The sequence below is a fragment of the Ornithinibacillus jepli genome (genome assembly GCF_047228935.1).
Classification (GTDB): Bacteria; Bacillota; Bacilli; order Bacillales; family Amphibacillaceae; genus Ornithinibacillus.
Window position 1 is genome coordinate 605537 of sequence record NZ_JBFEGG010000001.1, and the last position, 21769, is coordinate 627305.

The 21769-nt window shown below is 35.4% G+C and carries 23 protein-coding genes; 17 read left to right on the plus strand and 6 right to left on the minus strand.

The features are described from left to right. The first annotated feature begins 2 nt into the window (after positions 1 to 2). Positions 3 to 617, plus strand: coding sequence for a YitT family protein (locus AB1K81_RS03190; protein WP_412975205.1), 615 nt, complete (start codon positions 3 to 5; stop codon positions 615 to 617). Here AB1K81_RS03190 and AB1K81_RS03195 read toward each other — a convergent pair whose 3' ends face one another. The 3 genes from AB1K81_RS03195 to AB1K81_RS03205 all read right to left on the minus strand — a co-directional run bounded on the left by AB1K81_RS03195 (position 618) and on the right by AB1K81_RS03205 (position 2938). Beyond that, positions 618 to 1835 carry an MFS transporter gene (locus AB1K81_RS03195; protein WP_412976106.1) on the minus strand — a complete coding sequence of 406 codons (1218 nt, stop codon included), beginning with the start codon at positions 1833 to 1835 and terminating at the stop codon, positions 618 to 620. It lies immediately after the preceding gene. A gap of 120 nt (positions 1836 to 1955) precedes the next feature. Beyond that, complete coding sequence (locus tag AB1K81_RS03200; protein WP_412975206.1) at positions 1956 to 2456, minus strand: DUF3231 family protein; 501 nt, start codon at positions 2454 to 2456, stop codon at positions 1956 to 1958. Between the two features lie 206 nt (positions 2457 to 2662). Next, positions 2663 to 2938, minus strand: a complete 276-nt coding sequence (locus tag AB1K81_RS03205) for a YqhV family protein (RefSeq protein WP_412975207.1) — start codon at positions 2936 to 2938, stop codon at positions 2663 to 2665. A 263-nt stretch (positions 2939 to 3201) separates the two neighbouring features. Here AB1K81_RS03205 and AB1K81_RS03210 point away from each other — a divergent pair, with 263 nt between their 5' ends. From AB1K81_RS03210 to AB1K81_RS03275, 14 genes are all read left to right on the plus strand, one after another. Further along, positions 3202 to 4134 (plus strand): hydroxymethylglutaryl-CoA lyase, encoded by a 933-nt coding sequence (locus AB1K81_RS03210; protein WP_412975208.1) that lies wholly within the window; start codon positions 3202 to 3204, stop codon positions 4132 to 4134. Between the two features lie 134 nt (positions 4135 to 4268). Beyond that, positions 4269 to 4784 carry a hypothetical protein gene (locus AB1K81_RS03215; RefSeq protein WP_412975209.1) on the plus strand — a complete coding sequence of 172 codons (516 nt, stop codon included), beginning with the start codon at positions 4269 to 4271 and terminating at the stop codon, positions 4782 to 4784. Positions 4785 to 4902: 118 nt separating this feature from the next. Further along, a complete protein-coding gene (locus tag AB1K81_RS03220; protein WP_412976107.1) occupies positions 4903 to 5436 on the plus strand; it encodes a helix-turn-helix domain-containing protein in 534 nt (177 codons plus the stop codon). A gap of 274 nt (positions 5437 to 5710) precedes the next feature. Continuing rightward, positions 5711 to 7003 carry an L-lactate MFS transporter gene (locus tag AB1K81_RS03225; RefSeq protein WP_412975210.1) on the plus strand — a complete coding sequence of 431 codons (1293 nt, stop codon included), beginning with the start codon at positions 5711 to 5713 and terminating at the stop codon, positions 7001 to 7003. 88 nt (positions 7004 to 7091) lie between these two features. Then, the gene (locus tag AB1K81_RS03230) at positions 7092 to 9443 is read left to right on the plus strand and encodes an FdhF/YdeP family oxidoreductase (RefSeq protein ID WP_412975211.1); all 2352 of its coding nucleotides are present in this window, start codon (positions 7092 to 7094) and stop codon (positions 9441 to 9443) included. Positions 9444 to 9454: 11 nt separating this feature from the next. After that, positions 9455 to 10264 carry a formate dehydrogenase accessory sulfurtransferase FdhD gene (gene fdhD / locus AB1K81_RS03235; RefSeq protein ID WP_412975212.1) on the plus strand — a complete coding sequence of 270 codons (810 nt, stop codon included), beginning with the start codon at positions 9455 to 9457 and terminating at the stop codon, positions 10262 to 10264. Between the two features lie 94 nt (positions 10265 to 10358). Then, positions 10359 to 11366: a GTP 3',8-cyclase MoaA gene (moaA, locus tag AB1K81_RS03240; protein WP_412975213.1), complete on the plus strand. Its 1008-nt coding sequence runs from the start codon at positions 10359 to 10361 to the stop codon at positions 11364 to 11366. Between the two features lie 28 nt (positions 11367 to 11394). Next, positions 11395 to 12405 (plus strand): MoeB/ThiF family adenylyltransferase, encoded by a 1011-nt coding sequence (locus AB1K81_RS03245; RefSeq protein WP_412975214.1) that lies wholly within the window; start codon positions 11395 to 11397, stop codon positions 12403 to 12405. Between the two features lie 14 nt (positions 12406 to 12419). Next, the gene (locus AB1K81_RS03250) at positions 12420 to 13730 is read left to right on the plus strand and encodes a molybdopterin molybdotransferase MoeA (RefSeq protein WP_412975215.1); all 1311 of its coding nucleotides are present in this window, start codon (positions 12420 to 12422) and stop codon (positions 13728 to 13730) included. Then, positions 13723 to 14196 carry a molybdenum cofactor biosynthesis protein MoaE gene (locus AB1K81_RS03255; RefSeq protein WP_412975216.1) on the plus strand — a complete coding sequence of 158 codons (474 nt, stop codon included), beginning with the start codon at positions 13723 to 13725 and terminating at the stop codon, positions 14194 to 14196. The genes AB1K81_RS03250 and AB1K81_RS03255 overlap by 8 nt, the downstream gene beginning before the upstream one ends. Further along, positions 14193 to 14426: a molybdopterin converting factor subunit 1 gene (moaD, locus tag AB1K81_RS03260; RefSeq protein WP_412975217.1), complete on the plus strand. Its 234-nt coding sequence runs from the start codon at positions 14193 to 14195 to the stop codon at positions 14424 to 14426. Before AB1K81_RS03255 ends, moaD begins: the two co-directional genes overlap by 4 nt. 2 nt (positions 14427 to 14428) lie before the next feature. Next, positions 14429 to 14929, plus strand: coding sequence for a molybdopterin-guanine dinucleotide biosynthesis protein B (gene mobB, locus AB1K81_RS03265; RefSeq protein WP_412975218.1), 501 nt, complete (start codon positions 14429 to 14431; stop codon positions 14927 to 14929). Continuing rightward, positions 14929 to 15531: a molybdenum cofactor guanylyltransferase gene (locus tag AB1K81_RS03270; protein ID WP_412975219.1), complete on the plus strand. Its 603-nt coding sequence runs from the start codon at positions 14929 to 14931 to the stop codon at positions 15529 to 15531. The genes mobB and AB1K81_RS03270 overlap by 1 nt, the downstream gene beginning before the upstream one ends. Continuing rightward, positions 15525 to 16043, plus strand: coding sequence for a MogA/MoaB family molybdenum cofactor biosynthesis protein (locus AB1K81_RS03275; protein WP_412975220.1), 519 nt, complete (start codon positions 15525 to 15527; stop codon positions 16041 to 16043). Before AB1K81_RS03270 ends, AB1K81_RS03275 begins: the two co-directional genes overlap by 7 nt. A gap of 54 nt (positions 16044 to 16097) precedes the next feature. Here the strand turns inward: AB1K81_RS03275 and moaC are convergent, their stop codons facing one another. Further along, on the minus strand, positions 16098 to 16580 hold the full coding sequence (gene moaC / locus AB1K81_RS03280; protein ID WP_412976108.1) for a cyclic pyranopterin monophosphate synthase MoaC: 483 nt from the start codon (positions 16578 to 16580) through the stop codon (positions 16098 to 16100). Between the two features lie 244 nt (positions 16581 to 16824). Here moaC and AB1K81_RS03285 point away from each other — a divergent pair, with 244 nt between their 5' ends. Continuing rightward, positions 16825 to 19554 (plus strand): UPF0182 family membrane protein, encoded by a 2730-nt coding sequence (locus AB1K81_RS03285; protein WP_412975221.1) that lies wholly within the window; start codon positions 16825 to 16827, stop codon positions 19552 to 19554. A gap of 163 nt (positions 19555 to 19717) precedes the next feature. Here the strand turns inward: AB1K81_RS03285 and AB1K81_RS03290 are convergent, their stop codons facing one another. Together AB1K81_RS03290 and AB1K81_RS03295 are read right to left on the minus strand one after the other, a co-directional pair. Further along, complete coding sequence (locus AB1K81_RS03290; RefSeq protein WP_412975222.1) at positions 19718 to 19831, minus strand: YjcZ family sporulation protein; 114 nt, start codon at positions 19829 to 19831, stop codon at positions 19718 to 19720. Positions 19832 to 19952: 121 nt separating this feature from the next. Continuing rightward, positions 19953 to 20387: a YndM family protein gene (locus tag AB1K81_RS03295; RefSeq protein ID WP_412975223.1), complete on the minus strand. Its 435-nt coding sequence runs from the start codon at positions 20385 to 20387 to the stop codon at positions 19953 to 19955. Between the two features lie 118 nt (positions 20388 to 20505). On the opposite strand from AB1K81_RS03295, the gene AB1K81_RS03300 reads away from it, so the two are divergent. Beyond that, the gene (locus tag AB1K81_RS03300) at positions 20506 to 21687 is read left to right on the plus strand and encodes a DHH family phosphoesterase (protein ID WP_412975224.1); all 1182 of its coding nucleotides are present in this window, start codon (positions 20506 to 20508) and stop codon (positions 21685 to 21687) included. Positions 21688 to 21769: the final 82 nt, after the last annotated feature.

Sequence of the window (21769 nt, forward strand, 5' to 3'; positions counted from 1 at the left end):
TTATGGAAGACAAAATCAAAAAGCTAGGATTTATTATGTTGGGATGTGTATTTCAAGGGTTTGGTATGGGTGTTTTTTTATTCCCACAGTCCATTCCTTCTGGTGGAGCGGGTGGGATTGCTATATTAATGAACCATTGGTTTGAAATAGAAATGGGCTTATCCCTCTGGATTGCTAATTTTACATTATTATTAATTGGTATAAAGTATCTAGGTAAGAAGTTCGCCCTATGGACATTTATTGGGATAACGATGACATCTTTATTCGTAGATTTATTCGAAAATAATATTGTAATAATTCATCAATATATTTTCCTTGATTTGATTATGGGTTCTGTATTTTTGGGTACTGGTATTGGTATTTTAATGAGACATCGGGTCTCCAATGGAGGAGTTGGAGTAATTGCTTTCATCATATCTCATTGGAGAGGAATACCTCCAGGAAGACCCCTTTTTTACATCAATACGTCCATTTTTATCATTAATGCATTAGTAATTAATTGGAAAATTATTTTTTTGGCTATTCTTAGTCAATGGATAGCAACATCGATAGTGAATTTTATCTACAGAGTAGAATTTACTATACCTTATTCGTTAGCTTTTAGAAAAAAGCCCTAATTATATATACTTATATCTCACTGGTGTGATCTTTTTTTCTTTACCATTTTTACCCTTTACCCGAATAAACAATAGGACTAACAAGCCAACAAAAAATGTAAAGATTGCAAGTGTAGTAAACATCCCTGTTCTACTCCATTCCATGAGGCGTGTGAATACTGGTGGTCCTGCTGCTACACCAAGGAATCGGACTGAACCATATAAAGAGGTGACAAAACCTCTTCTTTCTTTACCTACTGCTCCAGTGATAATACTGTTTACACAAGGTAGGATTAGACCTACACCTACACTACTTATTCCTAGCACTAAAATAAAGGGGACTATTTTTTCAAAGAAAACCAACGACCCATAGGAAAAGGTCATGAGCAGAAAGCCGATTACTGCAATTCTTTTCATCTTTTCTAGGTTTTTTCCTATTTTACTTCCCGTAATATATGAAGTGGTAACCATGATTAACAAGGGAATGGCTAGGATTAAGCCCTTTGTAATCCCGTCAATTTTATATTCTCCTTCTAAAATATCAGATAGATAGAAAAGAATTCCAAATAAAGTAAATAAACATGTTCCTCCTGCTAAATACGTTGTAAATAGCCATCTACCTTCATGCTTAAAAACTGTTAGTAAGCCCTTTGCATATTTTCTAAATGGTGGAGGGGCTTGTCTATTACGTTTCTCCTTTACATAAATAGATACTAATACGAGACTCAGCAGACTGAATACTGGAAATGCATAAAACACGGAATACCAAACCATTAAAGCTAATAAAGAACCTATAATGGGGGAGAGAACTTTACCTAGTCCATTAGAGGCTTCGAATATACCTAGTACTCTACTTTGTTCTCCACCTTTAAATAAGTCACCAGCTAATGCCATTGCAACCGGTGCAGTTCCAGCAGCTCCCATGCCTTGAACAGTTCTACCAATTAGAATCCAAGCATACGCATTTGGTAATATAAATGCTCCCAAACCTGCCATTAAGCCACCTATACCAAATAATATGAGGGACGGTATAATGATTATTTTACGAGAAAATCGATCGGAAAGATATCCAACAACTGGGATGAATAAAGCTCCTGCTATGGAGAATACAGTTATGGTTAGACTTACTTCCATTTGGGACAAGTCTAAAGACTTCTTCATTTGTGGTAAAATAGGGATAAGCATAGAATTTCCTAGAGTCATTATTAGTGGTATTGAGCCTATAGCTACAATACTCATTCCCTTTTTTTTCTTAGCCAACTAGGTTCACTCCCAAAGATGTTTTTTTAAAAGTAAAGGGAGTTATCAGGAAAAATTTATTTTAGAGTAACTCTAAATCCTAGATTACTTTTAAGCTGATTATTTTATATTAATCGGAGGAGGAACAAGCCACCCCTTAGTTTTTGTAATGGTTAAAAGTTTGCTTTCATATTCGGCTTTTTGGGTATGAAATTCCCCAAACATTTCACCAATATCCTCCCTTATAGCAATACCCATAATGTAGCTACAAATCATTCTACCTGTGATAAGCTCCTTTTTTACTAAGGTAGCTATTTCTGAATCGTTAAATCTCGCTCCAGCAGGAATATCCTGAAGTTCTACATTTGGTCTGTCAGGTGGAGAAGGTGGGAGCCTTATTCCAGCTTCCTTTAATATAGCCTCAATTTGTTGCCCTTCCTGGGTAAAGCAATTTTCTAAAAGATCTTCTAAGAACGTTTTTAAATCATGGTCGCCAGTATGATTTATTAGTACTTGCATAGTAATTAATGTAGCTTTTGTCCCGAGTAAGTATGACCATAAATGAAATATCTCGCCGGAATGAAATGGCTCATCATGTTGATTCCCATCTAATATGCCCAACTTTTTTCCTCCTATTAGTTTTTAAGTTAGTATCTCTAATCCAATATATTTTTATGTGATAGGAAATAAATTATATAGAGGCTTTTGAAGAACGAAAGGGGTTAAGAAGCTAGCAAGGAACAACTTAAAATTATCATGTATAGAGAACAATGCTCATCTACTGGATCATGTATATCTTCCCCAGCCTAAGCCCCATAAAACAGGAGTTAATCACTCTTGACACCATACAAAATCAATGAAACACCAAGTACTATCCAAATTAGTTTAACTAATGATACCTTATCCGCTATGCTAACTACACCAATTGTAGTAGTAATAATTAGAACTAATGGACCAATAAATGCTAGGGTTGAGTTTATAATTAAAGCTTTTTCAATTTCATTAAATCTTAACATTAAATACGCAGCAAAGATTTCGATGAAGCCTGACATGATTCTAAGTAATGCCATACCAACAATTGCCTTTTCTAAAATTGAGAACATACTATCTCCCCCGTAACACATCTCTCAGGCTATTATATGCAGTACTTGTACACTTAGGACGAAAAATTAGGGAGAAATAATACTTATTAGTCTAAACAGTTAGAAAATAATGGTTTGACATAACCTGTTGAGATGAGTTAAACTTAATTCAACAAAGTTGAATAAGATGACACAAAATTGAATAACTATTAGGAAAAACCTTTTTATGTCTCTCACATATTTTATTGTATAAATGTAAACGGTACCATTTTTTTACCGTAATCATGAGCAGTTATAGAGGAGGGGAAAAAGTGCGAAAATGGCAAGATTTTGTACAGTTAAAAGAGGTTGGGCCACGTGATGGTTTGCAAAATGAAAAACAATTCATTTCTACCGAAGACAAAATAGCATGGATTGATATGCTTTCGAATACCGGTGTATCGGAAATAGAATATTCATCGTTCGTCAATCCGAAATGGATCCCAGCCTTATCTGATGCGAAAGAGGTTGGGAAGCGAATTAAGCGGAATCCAACTGTTTCATACTCAGCACTTGTTCCAAATATTAGAGGGCTTGAAGATGCACTAGAATCAGGTATAGATGGAGCATCCGTTTTTATGTCGGCCAGTGAAACCCATAACTTAAAAAATATTAATAAGTCTATAAATGAAACATTTCCAGTTCTAAAGCAAGTTATTGAAGAGGCGAAGAAGGAAGGGAAGAAGGTAACAGGTTATGTTTCCACCGTATTTGAATGCCCATATGATGGAAAAATCTCACCTAATCAGGTGTTGCGTGTATGTGATCAATTAATTACAAATGGTGTGGACGATATTTCTCTTGGAGACACTATTGGCTCAGCTGTACCTTCTCAAGTAGAATTGCTCCTAGAAGAAATACTTAAACGATTTCCTAAAGAAAAAATAATTATGCATTTCCATGACACTAGGGGGATGGCGATAGCAAATATCATGACCTCATTAGATTATGGTATATCTAGATTCGATACTTCAATCGGGGGGCTTGGTGGCTGTCCCTATGCTCCAGGTGCTGCAGGGAATGTAGCAACTAATGATGTCCTATATCTATTACATGGATTAGGAATCAGTACTGGAATTCAAGAAAAAAGGATTCAAGATGCATCTATATTTATTCAAAATAAACTAGGGAAAAAACTTCCTAGTCGATCGCTAGCTTTTATTGAAGGAACGGCTTAATAGAAAGAGGGTTTGTGATTAGAAAATAATCACGACCCTCTTTTAAATTTACAAAAAAGATAAATTACTATCGCATTCATTATGATAGTATGGAGGGGAACTTAGAATCTAGTATGAGTAGAGGAGTTTTTATAATGAGAAATATTCGTTTGAGTGAAAAAATACTACTTTTAGGATATAGCTTAATATTACTATTTATGATTTTTCAAGACATAGTTCCACTTGGGACGCTGAACGATATTGAAGCTATTAAGCAGGAAAAATCTACTGGCGAAATTATCCTAGTTACCTTAATTGGTTCAGTTCAAGTTGCTATACTTATCTTCTTAATCCTGTTGTTCATTGGTAAAAAGTATCCACTATTAATTAAATTGTGGCTTATTATCCACCCATCCTTTATTCTAGGTGGGGCAGTTATGAGTTGGTGGATTCCTTATTTGACAGGCATTGGTGCAGCAGAAAAAGTTGAAGGGTATACGGTAATGTTTGAAAATACTCATGCATTTTTACCAGTAATGAACGGAATTGTGCCGAATACACTACATACCTTATTTCATGGAGTATTATTTTTCTGTATCTTGCTATCTATTTATATATTTGTTCTCAAACCAAAAGTACCAATAAATACTAAGACAGAAAAAGCTAGCTAAATCTGTGAATTATCCCATTTCTTGACTATGTTTTAAAATCTAATCTATTATAGAATAAATATCTACAACAACAAGAGGGGAGAGAGCAACCATTAATCTAGAAACAATCGGAAAAAAAATAAAAGAAATGCGCTTGCGAAAAAAGTTAACCCAGCAACAGGTTGCAGACTCTGCTAGTATTTCTAAAAGTATGTTATCAAAAATTGAAAACGGCCAAACTGCTTCTGCCATTGCTACGCTTTCTAAAATCAGTGAAGTATTAGAGGTTTCTCTCTCATGGTTATTAGATGATGAGAATGAACAAGATTTAGTTTTACTACCAAAGTCTAGTAGGAGACCAAGATTTGGAGATGAGAATATGGGATATTCATATGAACTTCTCGCAAATCGTTCATCCCTGTCAGGCTTTGAACCTACGATTGTTCATGTAACGCCTAAGAATTTAAATTTACGTGAAGAGGCTTATACTCATTCACAAGATGAATTTATATTTGTTTTAGAGGGATCTATTTATCTTTTATATGATGGAAAGAAATATTTTATGGAAAAAGGCGATAGTGCTTGTTTCCAAGGTTCTAAACCCCATTTATTTATCCCAGTAGATGAAAATGAAGCAAAAGTGTTAACATTTTTTATTGATAATCCGTTATAGAAAGCCTCTCACAAATGTGTGAGGCTTTTGTATATTAGAGCACTAAATTTTTTTGTTGATATGTAATCGTTTTCATGATAGGATATTATACAAAATTGAGTGAAAATAATGAATCGATTATTAACTATCCATATTTTTACATATAAGGCAAACTGCAATATCTCAAAGCCGCATTATCAGCTCTGTATTACGAACATGTTTATTCCTTATTTAGTTTGTTTTCTAATCTACTAGTATTAGAAAACTTACATATATATTTAAAAGGAGGATGTTTATGGGGAAGGTAAAAAATAGGTGGCTAATTGCAGCCTGTGCACTTGGGGTTCACCTATCAATTGGCTCTGCGTACGCGTGGAGTGTATTCACCAATCCAATGATTGCTGAGTATGGCTGGAGTCAGACACAAGTATCAACTGCATTTAGTATTGCAATTTTCTTCTTAGGGTTTTCAGCAGCGTTTATGGGTCGTTTTGTAGAAAAAAATGGTCCTAAAAAATCAAGTATGTTAGCTGCGATTTTATTCGGCATAGGGGTAGCAGGATCAGGGATTGCGACCCTTTTGGAATCATTACCATTATTATATCTTTTTTACGGGATTATTGGAGGGATGGGTCTAGGAATAGGCTACATTTCACCAGTATCAACACTTGTTAAATGGTTCCCAGACAGACGTGGATTAGCAACAGGACTTGCTATTATGGGATTTGGATTTGCTGCGATGTTAAGTGGTCCAGCAATTGAAGCTCTAATAGGATTAGTTGGAATTTCTAATACTTTTTTTATTCTTGGTACGATTTATTTTGTCGTCATGACAGTATCCGCTCAATATTTAGCACCACCTCCAGAAGGATGGGCTCCTAAAGGGTTTGTTGAAAAGCAAGAAGCTGGTAAGACGAAAGTTAAAATTAAAGAAGATTTATCTCAACTTACTGCAAATGAAGCGATTAAGACAAGACGTTTCTGGATGTTATGGTTTATGTTATTTATAAACGTAACCTGTGGAATTGCTATATTAGCTGTAGCTTCTCCAATGGCACAAGAAATTACAGGAATGACTGCTATTGCAGCAGCTGCCATGGTTGGTGTGTTAGGGCTGTTCAATGGTGCAGGAAGAATAGGATGGGCATCTTTAAGTGATTATATTGGTCGTCCAAATGTTTATACTGCATTTTTTGTTATCCAAGTTGTTGCATTTGCCATTTTACCATTCGCTTCCAATGCGATCGTTTTTCAGATTTTATTATTTGCAATTCTAACTTGTTATGGTGGTGGATTTGCTTCCATTCCAGCGTATATTGGTGATTTGTTTGGAACGAAGCAACTAGGGGCTATTCACGGATACATTTTAACAGCTTGGGCTATGGCAGGGGTTGTGGGTCCGATCTTACTCTCCCTAATCTATGATAATACTGGTAATTATACACTAACTATGACGATATTCTCCGTTATGTTTGCAATAGCGTTAGGTTTATCATTATGGATTCGTTTGGATATTAAGCGACTACGTGGAGAAAAGGAAAGTCTATCTGTTCAACATGCATCAGCCGCAGCTAAAGAAGTAGAATAATAAACTAAAAAAATGGGGTCGGTGCACTCGAATAGAGGGTGTCGACCCTGCGTGTATATCTAAACCAAGGAAGAAGGAGGAATAAGTTTTGGGAAAAACAAAACATACCGGCCCAATTAAAATACCAAAAAAACCTGATCCGAAACTTTGGGTAAGCAAGGTACCGTTTGGATTAGGTAAAGTAAAACCTCATCATATTCGCGATACGATGAAAGTGGTTTGGGATAACAAGGATAATTTGCCCTATGCGACACGAATTCTAACTCAAGGTGTTTGTGACGGATGTGCATTAGGGGTAAGTGGACTTCAGGATCAAACATTGAAAGGTCCGCATGTCTGTACAACAAGACTGAATGTACTACGTTTAAATACAATGGGGCCAATAAAAGAATCTATTTTACATGCTGATATTGATGAACTTCGAAAAATGAATAGTACAGAGCTTCGTAAGTTAGGAAGAATCCCTTATCCATTAGTTAGGAAACCAGGAGAGCGGAATTTTAGTCGGATTGCTTGGAATGAGGCATTGGATATGATTGCAGCCAAATTGAAAGCGGTTAATCCGAAGCAAACTGCTTTTTATACTACTTCAAGAGGAATTACCAATGAAGTTTATTACACTTTAGGAAAAGTTGCTCGTTTTTTAGGGGTAAACAATATAGATAATGCTTCACGTATTTGTCATTCACCATCCAAAACTGCACTTAGTCGCTCCATTGGAGTAGGTGCATCAACTTGCAACTATAAAGACTGGATAGGAACGGATGTATTAGTATTTTGGGGATCTGTTGCTGCTAATAATCAGCCTGTCTCTACAAAGTATATGTATGCGGCAAAACGTAAAGGAACGAAAATAATCATTATTAATCCATATCATGAACCCGCAATGGATAACTATTGGGTTCCATCTATTCCGGAATCTGCCCTATTTGGTACAAAGATCGCTGATGACTTCTATCAGGTCAATATAGGTGGCGATATTGCCTTTATGCATGGAATTATGAAGCACTGGTTTGAAATGGAAGAACGTGAACCTGGGTCAGCCTTAAACCATGAATTTATTGAGGAACATGTGAATGGACTTAATGAGCTAAGAGACAAAGTTATTGCATACGATTGGGAACAATTAGTGAGATCTTCTGGTATTTCAAAAGAGAGAATGCTAGAGTTGGCAGCACTCCTTGCAAAATCAACATCAGCAGTATTTGTTTGGTCGATGGGACTAACACAACATCGCTTCGGTACGGATAATATATCACAAGTTGCCAACTTGGCTTTACTGAGAGGTTTTCTAGGTAGAGAGCATTGTGGATTAATGCCGATTCGTGGGCACTCTGGAGTACAAGGCTCGGCTGAAATGGGAGCAGATCCTTTCTCCTTACCAGGTGGGGGATTAGATGAGAAAAATCGAAAACGTATAGAACAGATTTGGGGATTTAATATTCCAGAGTGGCAAGGAGATATTGTTGGGGTATCCTTAGAAAATGCACTATTACCTGAAACTCATGAAAGAAAACTTAAATTGTATTATATGTCTGGAGGTAATTTCTTAGAAACAATGCCGGATCCAGATTTTGTTAAAGATAGTCTAGAGAATATTGAATTGCGAGTACACCAAGATATTATTTTGAATACATCAACATTACTAGATGCAAAAGAGGCCGTAATTGTTCTTCCTGCCATGACCAGATATGAACAACCTGGAGGTGGAACGTCAACTTCTACGGAAAGAATGGTATATTTCTCACCAGAAATCAAAGGTCCAAGAATAGAGGAAGCAAGATCTGAATGGGAAATATACGTTGATTTAGCGAAACGAGTGAAACCAGATAAGAGTGAATTGATTGATTTCCAAGATGCATTTGAAATTCGTGAGGAGATAGCCAAAGCAGCGCCGAATTATAATGGGATTCAGCATTTAAAAGAGAAGGGTGATTTGTTCCAATGGGGTGGTGCTTGGTTATGTGAGGGTGGTACTTGTCCAACACCTGATGGAAAGGGAAATTTAATATCTGTGGAGCTACCTGAATTAAGAAAGCCAGAAGGACATTTCTATGTAACGACAAGGCGAGGGAAGCAATTTAATTCCATGATATATGATGATATAGATCCATTTAATGCTGCAAATCGTTACGATGTACTAATGAATCAAAGAGATGGTGAATCACTTGGCATTAAAGAAGGAGATGCTATTGTTGTTTTTAATCAGCATGGATCATTTACAGGTCGTGCAAAATTTGAACGTGTAAGATCAGGTAATTTAGAGGTACACTGGCCAGAGGGGAATTCCTTAATACCAAAAGGTGTTTATGAGAGCTTTGCGGGAATTCCAGAATATAATACTGCTGTTATTGTAGAGAAAGCAGAAACTTACTTTGCGCATAAAGATACGAAATATGTGGAAAAACGTGTCGAAGAACTTGAAATGGAACCACATTAGAAGGTGAAACGATGAATGACGTTAAACAAAATGGTTGGGAAATTATACGCTTTAATGGAACAATTGCCTCAAAAATAAATGAGGAAATTGCTACAGAGTATCCTCTTACCATTATTTTAAATGGTGAAGAATTTGCAACCATGGTTTGTTCACCAACCAATATTCAGGAACTGGTAATAGGTTTTCTTGCCTCAGAGGGGATAATTCGATTACACGAGGAAATTAAAAATCTATCAATAGATGAGAGTCAAGGTTTTGCTTATGTGGACCTATATAAACATATTGATATATCACAACAAGATCATTCAAAACGTTTTATAGGATCATGTTGTGGGAAAAGTAGACAATTTTATTTTAAAAGTGATGTTAGAACTGCTAAAACTATTACTAGTAAGTTAACGATTTCAGTGGAACAATGTTATAATTTAATGAACGATTTACAACTTAGGTCTGACCAATTTAAACGTACGGGTGGTGTGCATAATGCGGCACTGGCAACAACAGATGAATTACTTGAGGTCTGTACTGATATTGGGAGACATAATGCATTAGATAAAGTCTATGGTACTGTATTAAAAAGAAAAATTCCATTATCCGATAAACTCATAGTGTTTAGTGGGCGAATCTCATCAGAAGTGCTACTCAAAATATCGAAGATTGGTGTTGGAATCATATTATCAAAATCAGCACCAACTGACTTAGCATTAAATTTAGCAAGCGATTTAGGGATAACAACAATTGGTTTTGCAAGGGGAAATAAAATGAATGTCTATACACATCCATGTCGTATTGAGGAGGTAAATATAGATTCTTCCAAATAATGAAGTTTTGATTGTGGAGCTGTATTTCATTAATGGAATATAGCTCCACCCCGTAGAATAGTAGATAAGTTATTTTATTAGGAGGCCATCAGAAATGAGTATTACAGATAAATTCGGTCGGCCCTTACAGGATCTGCGAATATCGGTAACAGATCGCTGTAATTTTCGTTGTACATATTGTATGCCAAAAGAGATCTTTGGTAAGGATTATCCCTTCTTGCCAAAGAGCCATTTATTAACTTTTGAAGAAATAGAAAGATTAGCTAAGTCTTTTGTAAAGCTTGGTGTGAAAAAAATTCGCTTAACAGGTGGAGAGCCTTTGTTAAGGAGAGATCTACCTTATTTAATAGCTAAATTATCTTCTATTGAAGGATTGAAAGATATTGGTCTAACTACTAATGCAGCGTTACTCGAAAAAATGGCAGAAAGCTTAAAGGATGCTGGTTTAAAACGGATTAATGTTAGTTTAGATGCGCTAGATAATGAATTATTTCAATCAATAAATGATAGTGGTGTAAGTACAGAACGAGTGATAAAAGGTATTGAAAAAGCATTACAAGTTGGTCTTGAAGTAAAAGTAAATATGGTTGTTAAAAAAGGTATGAATGATCATGAGATTATTCGAATGGCTGAGTATTTTAAAAATAAAGGTGTAACCTTAAGATATATTGAGTTTATGGATGTAGGTAAAACAAATGGATGGGATTTTAGCAAAGTGGTTACAAAAAAAGAAATTTATGAAAAGTTGACTAACCACTTTGATCTAGAACCAGTAGACCCAGCATATGTAGGAGAGGTAGCAAAACGTTACCGTTATGTTGGTACAAATGTAGAAGTTGGATTTATAACCTCCGTTTCAGAATCCTTCTGTTCCACTTGCACAAGAGCAAGAATCGCAGCAGATGGTAAGCTATATACTTGCCTTTTTGCAGGTAATGGATATGATTTTAGAGAACTCTTGCGTTCTGGGGCAACCGATGAGGAAATCAAGCAGCAGATAACAATGATTTGGGATAAACGTACGGACAGGTATTCCGACGAAAGAACGGAAGAGTCTGCTAGGGATAAAGATAGAATTGAAATGTCTTATATAGGTGGCTAATAGTATATTTCAAGAGTGAGGGAAGAAAATGAACGATCGGTATTCACGTCAGGTCTTATATAAGCCAATTGGAGTAAGTGGACAGAACAAAATACGGAAGAAGCACGTTCTAATAATTGGGTGTGGAGCACTCGGGACAGCTAATGCAGAGAGTCTAGTTCGTACGGGAATTGGTAAACTTTCCATTATCGATCGTGATTATGTTGAGGCAAGTAACCTGCAAAGACAACAGCTTTTTACAGAAGAAGACTGTTTGAATAAATTGCCTAAAGTGATTGCTGCAAAGAAACACTTACAAAGAATTAATTCATCTGTTCTTATTGAGTCATATATAATGGATGGAACAAGCACAAACATTGGTCCATTATTGCATGATGTGGATTTAGTAATAGATTCAACTGATAATTTTGATATTCGATTTATTATGAATGATTTAGTACACCAATATAATATCCCGATGATTTTCGGTTCCTGTGTTGGTAGCACAGGTATGAGTTTTACAATATTACCACATGAAACACCATGCTTACAGTGTTTACTTGATTCAACGCCAGTTTCAGGTGCAACCTGTGACTCAGTAGGAATTATTAATCCAACAGTACAAATGGTTGTTGCACATCAACAAGCTGAAGTACTAAAGCTTTTAGTAGAAGACTACCAGTCTTTACGTACGAAACTAGTAACATTTGATTTATGGAATAATTTATATCATACGATAGACATGACTAGATCTAAAAAAGATACATGTCCTACTTGTGGTGAAAATCCGAGTTATCCGAACTTAACTTATGATTCACAGACAAAAATGGAAGTTCTTTGCGGTAGAAATACTGTTCAAATACGAGGGAAAAGAGAAGTAAATATAGAAGAGTTAGCCAAACAATTAAGTAACATTGGCACAATTCATCAAAATGAGTTTTTAATCTCATTAGAGTATGAACCGTATCGTGTTGTTATTTTTAAAGATGGTAGAGTGTTGATTCATGGAACAGATTCAATGGAAAAAGCTAGAAATATATACTATCAACTTGTAGGATAAGGGGAGGTAGCAACATGGTAGAAAGACGGAAACCGATTAAAGTAAATAAAGCTATAGAACGGGTGATGAGCTATAAAAAAAGTGGGGGTACTCAATTTATTCAACTTGAGAATTCCTATGGGCATTTTCTAGGTCAAGATTTAATTGCTGACCATGATGTGCCTTTTTTTGACCGTTCACCTTATGATGGCTTTGCAGTACGTGCTAAAGATACGGAAGAGGCAACAAGGAATAATGCAGTAACATTTGAAGTGATTGGTGAAATTGGGGCTGGCAGTGTATTTAATGAGGAAGTTGGTGAAAGACAGGCAGTTCGAATTATGACTGGTGCACAGATTCCTATAGGATGTGATGCAGTAGTTATGCTTGAATTAGCTAACGAATTTGAAGTGGACGGGAAACCTTATTTTGATCTAAAGCGGAAATCAAGGGTAGGAGAAAATATTTCATTTACCGGTGAGGATATAAAAAAAGGTACGGTTTTAGTTTCAAAAGGCACATTTATTAATCCTGGTATCATGGCATTGCTTGCTACCTTCGGATATAAACATGTCCCAGTTAGTGTAAAACCAAAAATTGGTATTATAGCTACTGGTAGTGAGTTATTAGAAGTGGATCAGCCGCTTGAACCTGGGAAAATACGGAATAGTAATGCCTATATGGTTTATGCTCAAGTTATACGAGCTGGAGGTGAGCCAGTATATTTAGGTCAATTTAGTGATGACTTTCAAACTTGTTTTGAACAGGTGTCTGATGCGATAGGGAAAGTTGACTTTTTAATTACTACTGGTGGAGTATCTGTTGGTGATTATGACTATCTTCCGGCTATATATGACAAGCTTGGTGCAAATGTACTCTTCAACAAAATAGCGATGCGACCAGGTAGTGTCACAACGGTAGCCGAAATTAATGGTCAGCTATTATTTGGATTATCTGGTAATCCATCTGCTTGTTATGTAGGATTTGAATTGTTTACAAGACCAATTATTAGAGAGTTTTTACATACAAAGAACTCTTTTCTGAAAAAAGAAATTGCTATTTTAGCAACTGACTTTAAAAAGGCTAATCCATTTGATAGATTTGTTCGAGGGCATTTAGATTTTGATAATGGTAGATTAATAGCAAATCCAGTCGGGCTTGATAAATCGAATGTTGTCTCCTCTTTAGGCCAGGCTAACATTCTTATACAACTACCTGGTGGTACAAGGGGATATGAAGCTGGAATGGAAGTTTCCGTAGTTTTATTAGAGGATCAAGAAGGGGCTACATTTGAAAGTTTTATAAAAAAGGAGATTAATTCAAAAAGGGGTATACGAAATGGATGAAAGTTTTTTTGAAATTGTTGAGGAACCAATACAAATCGAAAGTATGATAGAAAAAGTATCACGCAGAGAAGCGGGAGCTATTACAACATTCCTAGGTACGGTTCGCGAATGGACAAAGGGTAGAAAAACACTCTATTTGGAATATCAAGCATATAAACCTATGGCTGTTAAAAAACTTGCACAAATTGGTAAGGAAATAAAAGAAAAATGGCCAGATACAGAGGTTGCCATTACACATCGGATTGGAAGACTTGATATTTCAGCAATAGCTGTTGTAATCGCTGTATCTTCCCCACATCGAAAAGCTGCTTATGAAGCGAATGAATATGCGATTGAAAGAATTAAAAAAATCGTACCAATTTGGAAAAAGGAACATTGGGAAGACGGGGAAACGTGGATTGGTGATCAACTAGAAGATACGCCATATCCAAATGGTGAGCCATCACATAAGGAGGAGAAAGCATGATTACAGTTTTACTTTTTGCTCAACTGCAAGAAACGATTGGGAAAGAACAATTAATTGTGGAAGAATCAAACATTACCGTGAATGAATTAAAAAGAAAATTGATGGCTACCTATAATCTCACACAACTAGACCATGTAATGACTGCGGTTAATGAGGAGTATGCCTTACCGACCGATATGCTTTCTTCTGGTGATATTGTTGCTTTTATTCCACCAGTTAGTGGTGGTTAAACATGGTAATTTTACAAGTGGTAGGTTATAAAAATAGTGGCAAAACTACTTTAGTGGCTGCAGTTATTAACTTTTTGATATCTAATCATGTTAAGGTTGCTTCCCTTAAACATCATGGACATGGTGGTCTACCAGCAGGTTTTGAGAATACGGATAGTGAACAACATAAACAAGCGGGGGCAATTGTTGCTGGTGTATTAGGAGGAAATATTTTGCAGTTATCAAATACAAAGTGGGATATGGATAAGATTTTTCCATTATACGAACAAATGGATATTGAAATCTTATTATTAGAAGGGTTTAAAAATCTATCATTTCCAAAACTGGTTCTTGTAAAGGAGGAAGAGGATTTATCTTTTTTGACTTCTTTACATAATGTAATTGGAATTATAAAATCAGATGCACTACACATACCACCCCAAAATATTCCTATCTTTAATTGGAATGATATCCAACAACTAAGTGAATGGGTCTATAATAATTATAAAAAGGGGGTATTTTGATGGGAGAGGTTGTTGCAGGGATTGTTTTAGCCGGAGGAAAGTCTAGTAGATTTGGTTATCCTAAGGCATTTGCAGAAAAAGACGGTCTTCCATTTTATCAGTTTACTATTGATGCAATGCAGCCGTTTATAGACTCTATTATTCTTGTTACTAGTAACGAGCTTCTCTCTAACTTTCGCGAACAAAAAATGAACATGAAAATAACTACTGATCAACCAGAAATAGCCGGTTTAGGTCCATTGGCCGGTATTTTCTCCGGGATGGATGAGGTTAATGCAGAATGGTATCTGGTTTGTCCGATTGATGTTCCTTTTATCAAGAAGGAGGTTTTTGATTTACTCTTGAAACATAGGGAAACTGGAAGTGAAGCTATTGTGCCAATTGTAAACGGAAGGGTAGAACCGCTTATTTCCATTTTTCATTGTTCGATGAAGGATAGAATTAAGGAGCAAATTAGATTAAAAGAGTATGCACCGAAGCAACTATTTACAAAAACTCATGTGACTTATGTAGAAATTCTGGACGAAAGACCATTTCGTAATATAAATTATCAGGAAGACTTGGAGAAATATAATCAGAAAGGGGAGGGGAAAGAGTGCTAAAGGATCATCGACAAAATGCTTTACCTTCTGTGAAGTGTGCTGTTATAACAGTGAGTGATACTCGCACAAAGGAAACAGATAAAAGTGGTAAGCTAATGATAGAATTATTAGAGCTTGAAGGCCATAAAATTTCACAATACGAAATTATTTCTGATGAGAAAACATTAATACAAGATACGCTGAAAGGAGTTACCGCTAATAATGAAGTCCATGCCGTTCTATTAAATGGTGGGACTGGAATTGCTAACAGAGATGTAACAATTGAAGCGATTCAACCCTTATTTTCAAAGGAAATCCCAGGTTTTGGAGAGTTGTTTAGAATGCTAAGTTATCAGTTCGATATAGGTTCTGCAAGTATGCTGTCACGTGCAATAGCTGGTGTGATTAACAATCGAATCGTATTTTCTACTCCTGGCTCATCAAAAGCAGTCAATTTAGCAATGAAAAAATTGATATTACCAGAGCTTGGACATGCGGTGAACGAACTTAAAAAAGATTTAAGCAAAAACTAAAAAGCATTCACTAAGGATGATTAGTGAATGCTTTTTAGTTTATATTTCCAGCTGTTAACTCCGTTTAAAATCACCACTCTTACCACCGCTTTTTTCTAGTAAATATGTAGAGCCAATTGTTATACTTTTGTCTACTGCTTTACACATGTCGTAAATTGTTAAAGCAGTGATAGATGCTGCAGTTAATGCTTCCATTTCAACTCCTGTTCTACCAACAGTCTTAACTTCTGATTGAATCTTTAGTTCAATATCCTTCTCTGATTCTTCCCAGTCAAACGTAATGTTAACGCCACTAATTGGAATTGGATGGCACATTGGAATAAGAGTGGAGGTTTGTTTTGCGGCCATAATCCCTGCCACTTGTGCAACAGAGAGGACATCTCCTTTTTTTATTTTTTGGTTTTGTATCGCATCGTACACTTCTTTACTTATGAAAATACTTGATCTGGCAATTGCTACACGTGAATTAGCTTCTTTATCCGATATATCCACCATTTTTGCTCGACCTTCTGAATTAAAATGTGTAAGCATGAAGATTCCCCCTATGAAAATTCTATTATGTTTATCATATTTTAGCTTGTGGAAAAAGACAAGATTTCTCCTTATGCATAACGATTTTGAGTTTAGCATTTTAATAGGTTGGTTTACTATTTTCCTCTGTTCAAATATTTTTGAAACTTAATCTAGGAATGTATCGTATTAATAGTTGGCTTATTAAAAAATCTGGTATGATTAAATAGGTAATCAACCCTATTCAAATTATTTATTAGGAGGAGCAACTTTGGATTTTACAGTTTTTGATAGTAAAGCTTCTAAAAAAGCACCAAAATTTTCGAAAGGAAAAATCATTACATTATCGGTTATCGCTTTCATAATTCTAGTTGGAATTTTATCTGTTGGATTACTTACAGATTATATTTGGATGGATAGCGAGGGGTTCCGCAGTGTTTTTACTACCGTATTAAGTAGTAAAGTACTGCTTGCCGCTATAGGATTCGTTGTATTTTTAGTACTTTCACTGTCCACTCTTTTTTGGATACGTAGTTCTTATATTAGTTATTTAGACAAAGAAAGACTACCACAAGTTATTTTAAATAAGAAAACAAGTAGTGGAATCATAGTTGGAACTTCTATATTAATCGGATTATTTGGTAGTTCGCTTGTCCAAGGAATTGGTTGGGAACCGTTATTGAAATTTTTAAATCAGGCATCTTTCGGTATATCGGATCCATACTTTGAAATGGATATCTCTTTTTATATGTATACATTGCCTATTATAAAAATCGCCTTAAACTTGTTATTAGGTTTAGCAATCTTCTTCTTCTTAATTGAAGCAGGATTTTATTCTGTATTTGGAATGTATCGTAAAAGTAAAAAAGCACAAATTCATATGGGTGTAACACTAGGGTTCGTAGGATTATTACTTGCTGGACTTCATTTACTAGCTCCATATGAAACATTACTAACGAATCAAGTTAATATTTTTCAAGAAAGTGCTGTATATGGTTTAAGTTATACCGATCATCTTATCAATATTCCTAAATCATATGTTTTAGCAGCGGTCGCTGTAATCGGCATGATTTGGATGATTATTGCGATGAACCGCGGGAAGATTTTATCGATGGCTATTCCGATTGTAGTTTATTTACTTTTAATTGTCATTGGGCAAATTTCTAGTGTAATTGTTCAAAGTTTTATCGTTTCTCCGAATGAATTTTCAAAGGAGGAACCATATTTAGCACATAATTTAGAGTATACTCGTGAAGCTTATCAATTAGCTGGAATAGTAGAACAAGAGCATCCAGCTAATGAAACATTAGACTCTGCTATGGTAGAACGGAATAGGCTAACGATTGATAATGTTCGTATCAATGATGTTAGACCTTTACAAGATGTTTATGACCAAACACAAACAATCCGACCATATTATTCTTTTAATGATGTGGATATTGACCGTTACATGGTAGATGGAGATTATGAGCAAGTCTTTATCAGTGCAAGAGAATTACGGTCAGAGGATTTATCTGAACAAGCGAAGACTTGGGAAAATTTAAATTTACGATATACTCACGGATATGGTGTAGTAATGAGTCATGTTAATCAAGTAACACCACAAGGACAACCGGAGTACATGTTGAATAATTTACCTCCTAAAGGTGTCATTGACATCAATCGCCCGCAAGTCTACTTTGGGGAGGAGTCATATGATGAAGTAGTCGTAAATAGCAAAAAGGAAGAATTTGATTATCCAGAAGGTGGAGATAATGCTACATCGCGCTATGAGTCGGAACATGGCATACCAATGACTGGATTAAATAGGTTATTATTTGCAATTGAAACTGGTAATTTCAGAATGTTAGTTTCTGATCAGATTACGGAAGAAAGTTTATTACTCCATACACGTAATATAGTTGATCGTGTAAATCGAATTGCGCCATTTTTTGAATATGATACTGATCCATACATTTTTGTTCGGGAGGATGGTAGTCTAGCATGGATGATGGATGCTTATTTGATAGAAGAACAATATCCATATGCAGAACCTTACAATAATAACGGGGAAAATTATATTCGAAATTCAGTAAAAGTAGTGGTAGATGCTTATACTGGAGAAGTTAATTTCTATCCAGTGGATATATCGGATCCTTTGCTCCAGACATATCAAAACATATTTCCTGATCTATTTACTGAAGAAATACCTGAAGATGTAAAGGCACATTTCCGTTACCCAGAAAAGTTATTTGTAACACAGGCGTCTATATTTGGAACGTACCATATGTCTAATTTAGAAGTTTTCTATAACCGTGAGGATGTATGGCAGTTTCCGACTGAGAAGTATTATAATGAGGACATTACGATGGAACCTTATTATGTAACGATGAGACTAGATGAAACGGAGAATGAAGAATTTATCTTAATGCAACCTTTTACACCTAGAAATAGGCAGAATATGATTGCTTGGATGGGTGTTCGAAATGATGGGGAACATTATGGTGAGATATTTGTTCATCGTTTCCCTAAACAAAAAAACGTATACGGTCCACAACAAATTGAAAATAGAATTAACCAAGATAGTGTGATTTCTCAACAGCTAAATCTTTGGTCACAAGGTGGATCAGAAGTTATACGTGGTAATTTATTAGCAATTCCAATTGAAGATACAATTTTATATGTAGAGCCAATTTATATTGAATCATCAAATGAAACATCGCTTCCTGAAGTGAAACAAGTTGTTGTAGCATATGGTGACTATATCGTGATGGAAGAAACATTTGAGAAAGCTTTGTCAAGGATTCTAGAAATCGTAGATCCTAATCATGAACCAGATTCTGGAGTGGAACCAAGTGAACCGGAAGACGGGGAGAAGAGTCCTATACTGAATGCTGGAGAAACGCTCAAAGAGCTTTCTGAAAAATTTGATGCATATCAAAATGCTCTTTCACAAGGTGAATGGGAAAAAGCGGGAGAATTGATGACGGAAATTGAAGCCATACTACAAGAAATTGAGTAATATTTTAAAAAAAGTTGGTTTTCGGGGATACCCGAAAACCAACTTTTTTTCTTAGACGAAAAGGGAATTATAAAATTCTTTTCGAATACATAAAAAGACTAACGCATTTGCTAAAAGACAAAGGATGCGAGTTTATAAAGACGGAATTGATTAAACAAGTTTGTTAGTAACCGTATCCACCGCCACTTACGTAGGCTGAGCCAACAATAATTAATAGAATGAACAGCACTACGATTAATGCAAAATTATTTGTGCCGTATCCTCCACTATTACTCATGTTATTCCCTCCTTTTTGTATATTCATTTTTATTTTATGGATAATCGGTTATGTGAGAGTGGACATAGTGGCAAGATAAAGTAAAATGTGCTTTGGCCATTTATCATATCTAACGGAAGTCTTAATCATCTTCTGATTCATTTAATTCTTTACTAAACTCCGTCTGCATCCTATTAGAAGTGATGATCTTTCTTGAGGTATCATTTACTTTTTCACGTATGATTTGTTGCTTCATGTAACGATGATAAAAAATTTCACTTAAAGCAATAAATAGTGCAGAAAATAAGGAGGCATCATCAAGAGAAACTTGTGGTTCAAACAACCAATATCCTAATATATAAATCCCAACAAATGCTAAACCGAAGTCCCCAAGTACGGCCCAGAAATTATCCACATTAGGCAAAATGAATACATCCCCTAAGTAAGCACCAGCACTAATAATAATACTTGTAAGTAAAATATCACCTAATGAAACATTAAAAAATAGACCTAAAACAATCCAGAGTATGGTGGTTGTCATAATAAATTTAAATAAAAAAGATGTGGCATATTTCATTCGCTTACCTCCTTAAATAATTTAGTAGTAATTTTCCCTTCTTCTATCGTTTCATTCTTTACGGAAATATAGATATTTTGTTTAAGTTAATGCATACTACCATCTGAGGTGATGAAAAATGTACAAATTACTTTCCCATAATGATTTAGATGGTGTAAGCTGCGGAATACTTGCAAAACTTGCTTTCGGAAAACAAGTGCAGGTCCGGTACAACTCAGTTAGTGGATTAGATCGGGAGGTGGCTTGGTTTCTAGAAAAAAGTGATAGAGGTACATTTTTGTTAATAACCGATTTATCGGTAAATGAAGAGAATGAAAAAAGGTTAGAAGAATTTTATCAAGGTGGGGGCAAAGTCCAGTTAATAGACCATCATAAAACGGCAATACACCTTAATGATTATTCATGGGGACATGTAGTTGTGGAAAATGAGGAAGGAAATTTAACTTCTGCTACTTCATTGTTCTATGAGTACCTAGTTCAAGAAGGCTATTTAACAGCTAATCAGGCAATTGATGAGTATGTGGAATTAGTTAGACAATATGATACGTGGGAATGGGAAAAGAATGAAAATTATGAAGCACATCGATTAAATGCATTATTCTTTTTAGTTTCGATAGATGAATTTGAAGAAAAAATGATGGAGCGATTACAGGAAGGGAACCACTTTTATTTTGATGAATTTGAAAACAAGATACTCGTTATGGAAGACAATAAAATGGAACGGTATATTCGTAGAAAGAGAAGAGAACTTATACAGCATAAGATTGGAAACTTTTATGCGGGAGTCGTATTTGCAGAATCTTACCACTCGGAACTTGGCAATGAACTAGGTAAGGATTGTCCACACCTTGACTACATAGCGATAGTGAATATAGGTAGTAGGAGAATGGGATTCCGAACTATCCATGATTATGTTGATGTATCGGAAATCGCAGGTGAATATGGAGGTGGAGGTCATGAAAAAGCATCCGGATGTACAATGACCCAATCTGCATACCATTCATTCGTGGAGGAAACTTTCCATCTTGAGCCACTAAGAGAGGATGCTAGAAGAAATCGATACAATACTAAAGGAAATGCATTCGGAACTTTATATAGTAGTAAAACAGAATCAATATTTTTACTATATCAAGAGAATGAAACGTGGCATTTAGAAGAAAATCAACAAAAGACTTCGCATGTATTCTCAAGTTTTCAGGAAGGTGAGAACTATTTAAAAAGAAATTACGAAGCGTGGTTAGTAAGAGATGATCAGTATGTTCATTATTTAATTGACAAAATCAAGCTTAAGAGATGGTAGACATAGGAATATTGACATGTACATTTTTGTGTGTTATATTTATATTGAATTAAAGATATTTGAATTAAAGATAAATAAATTC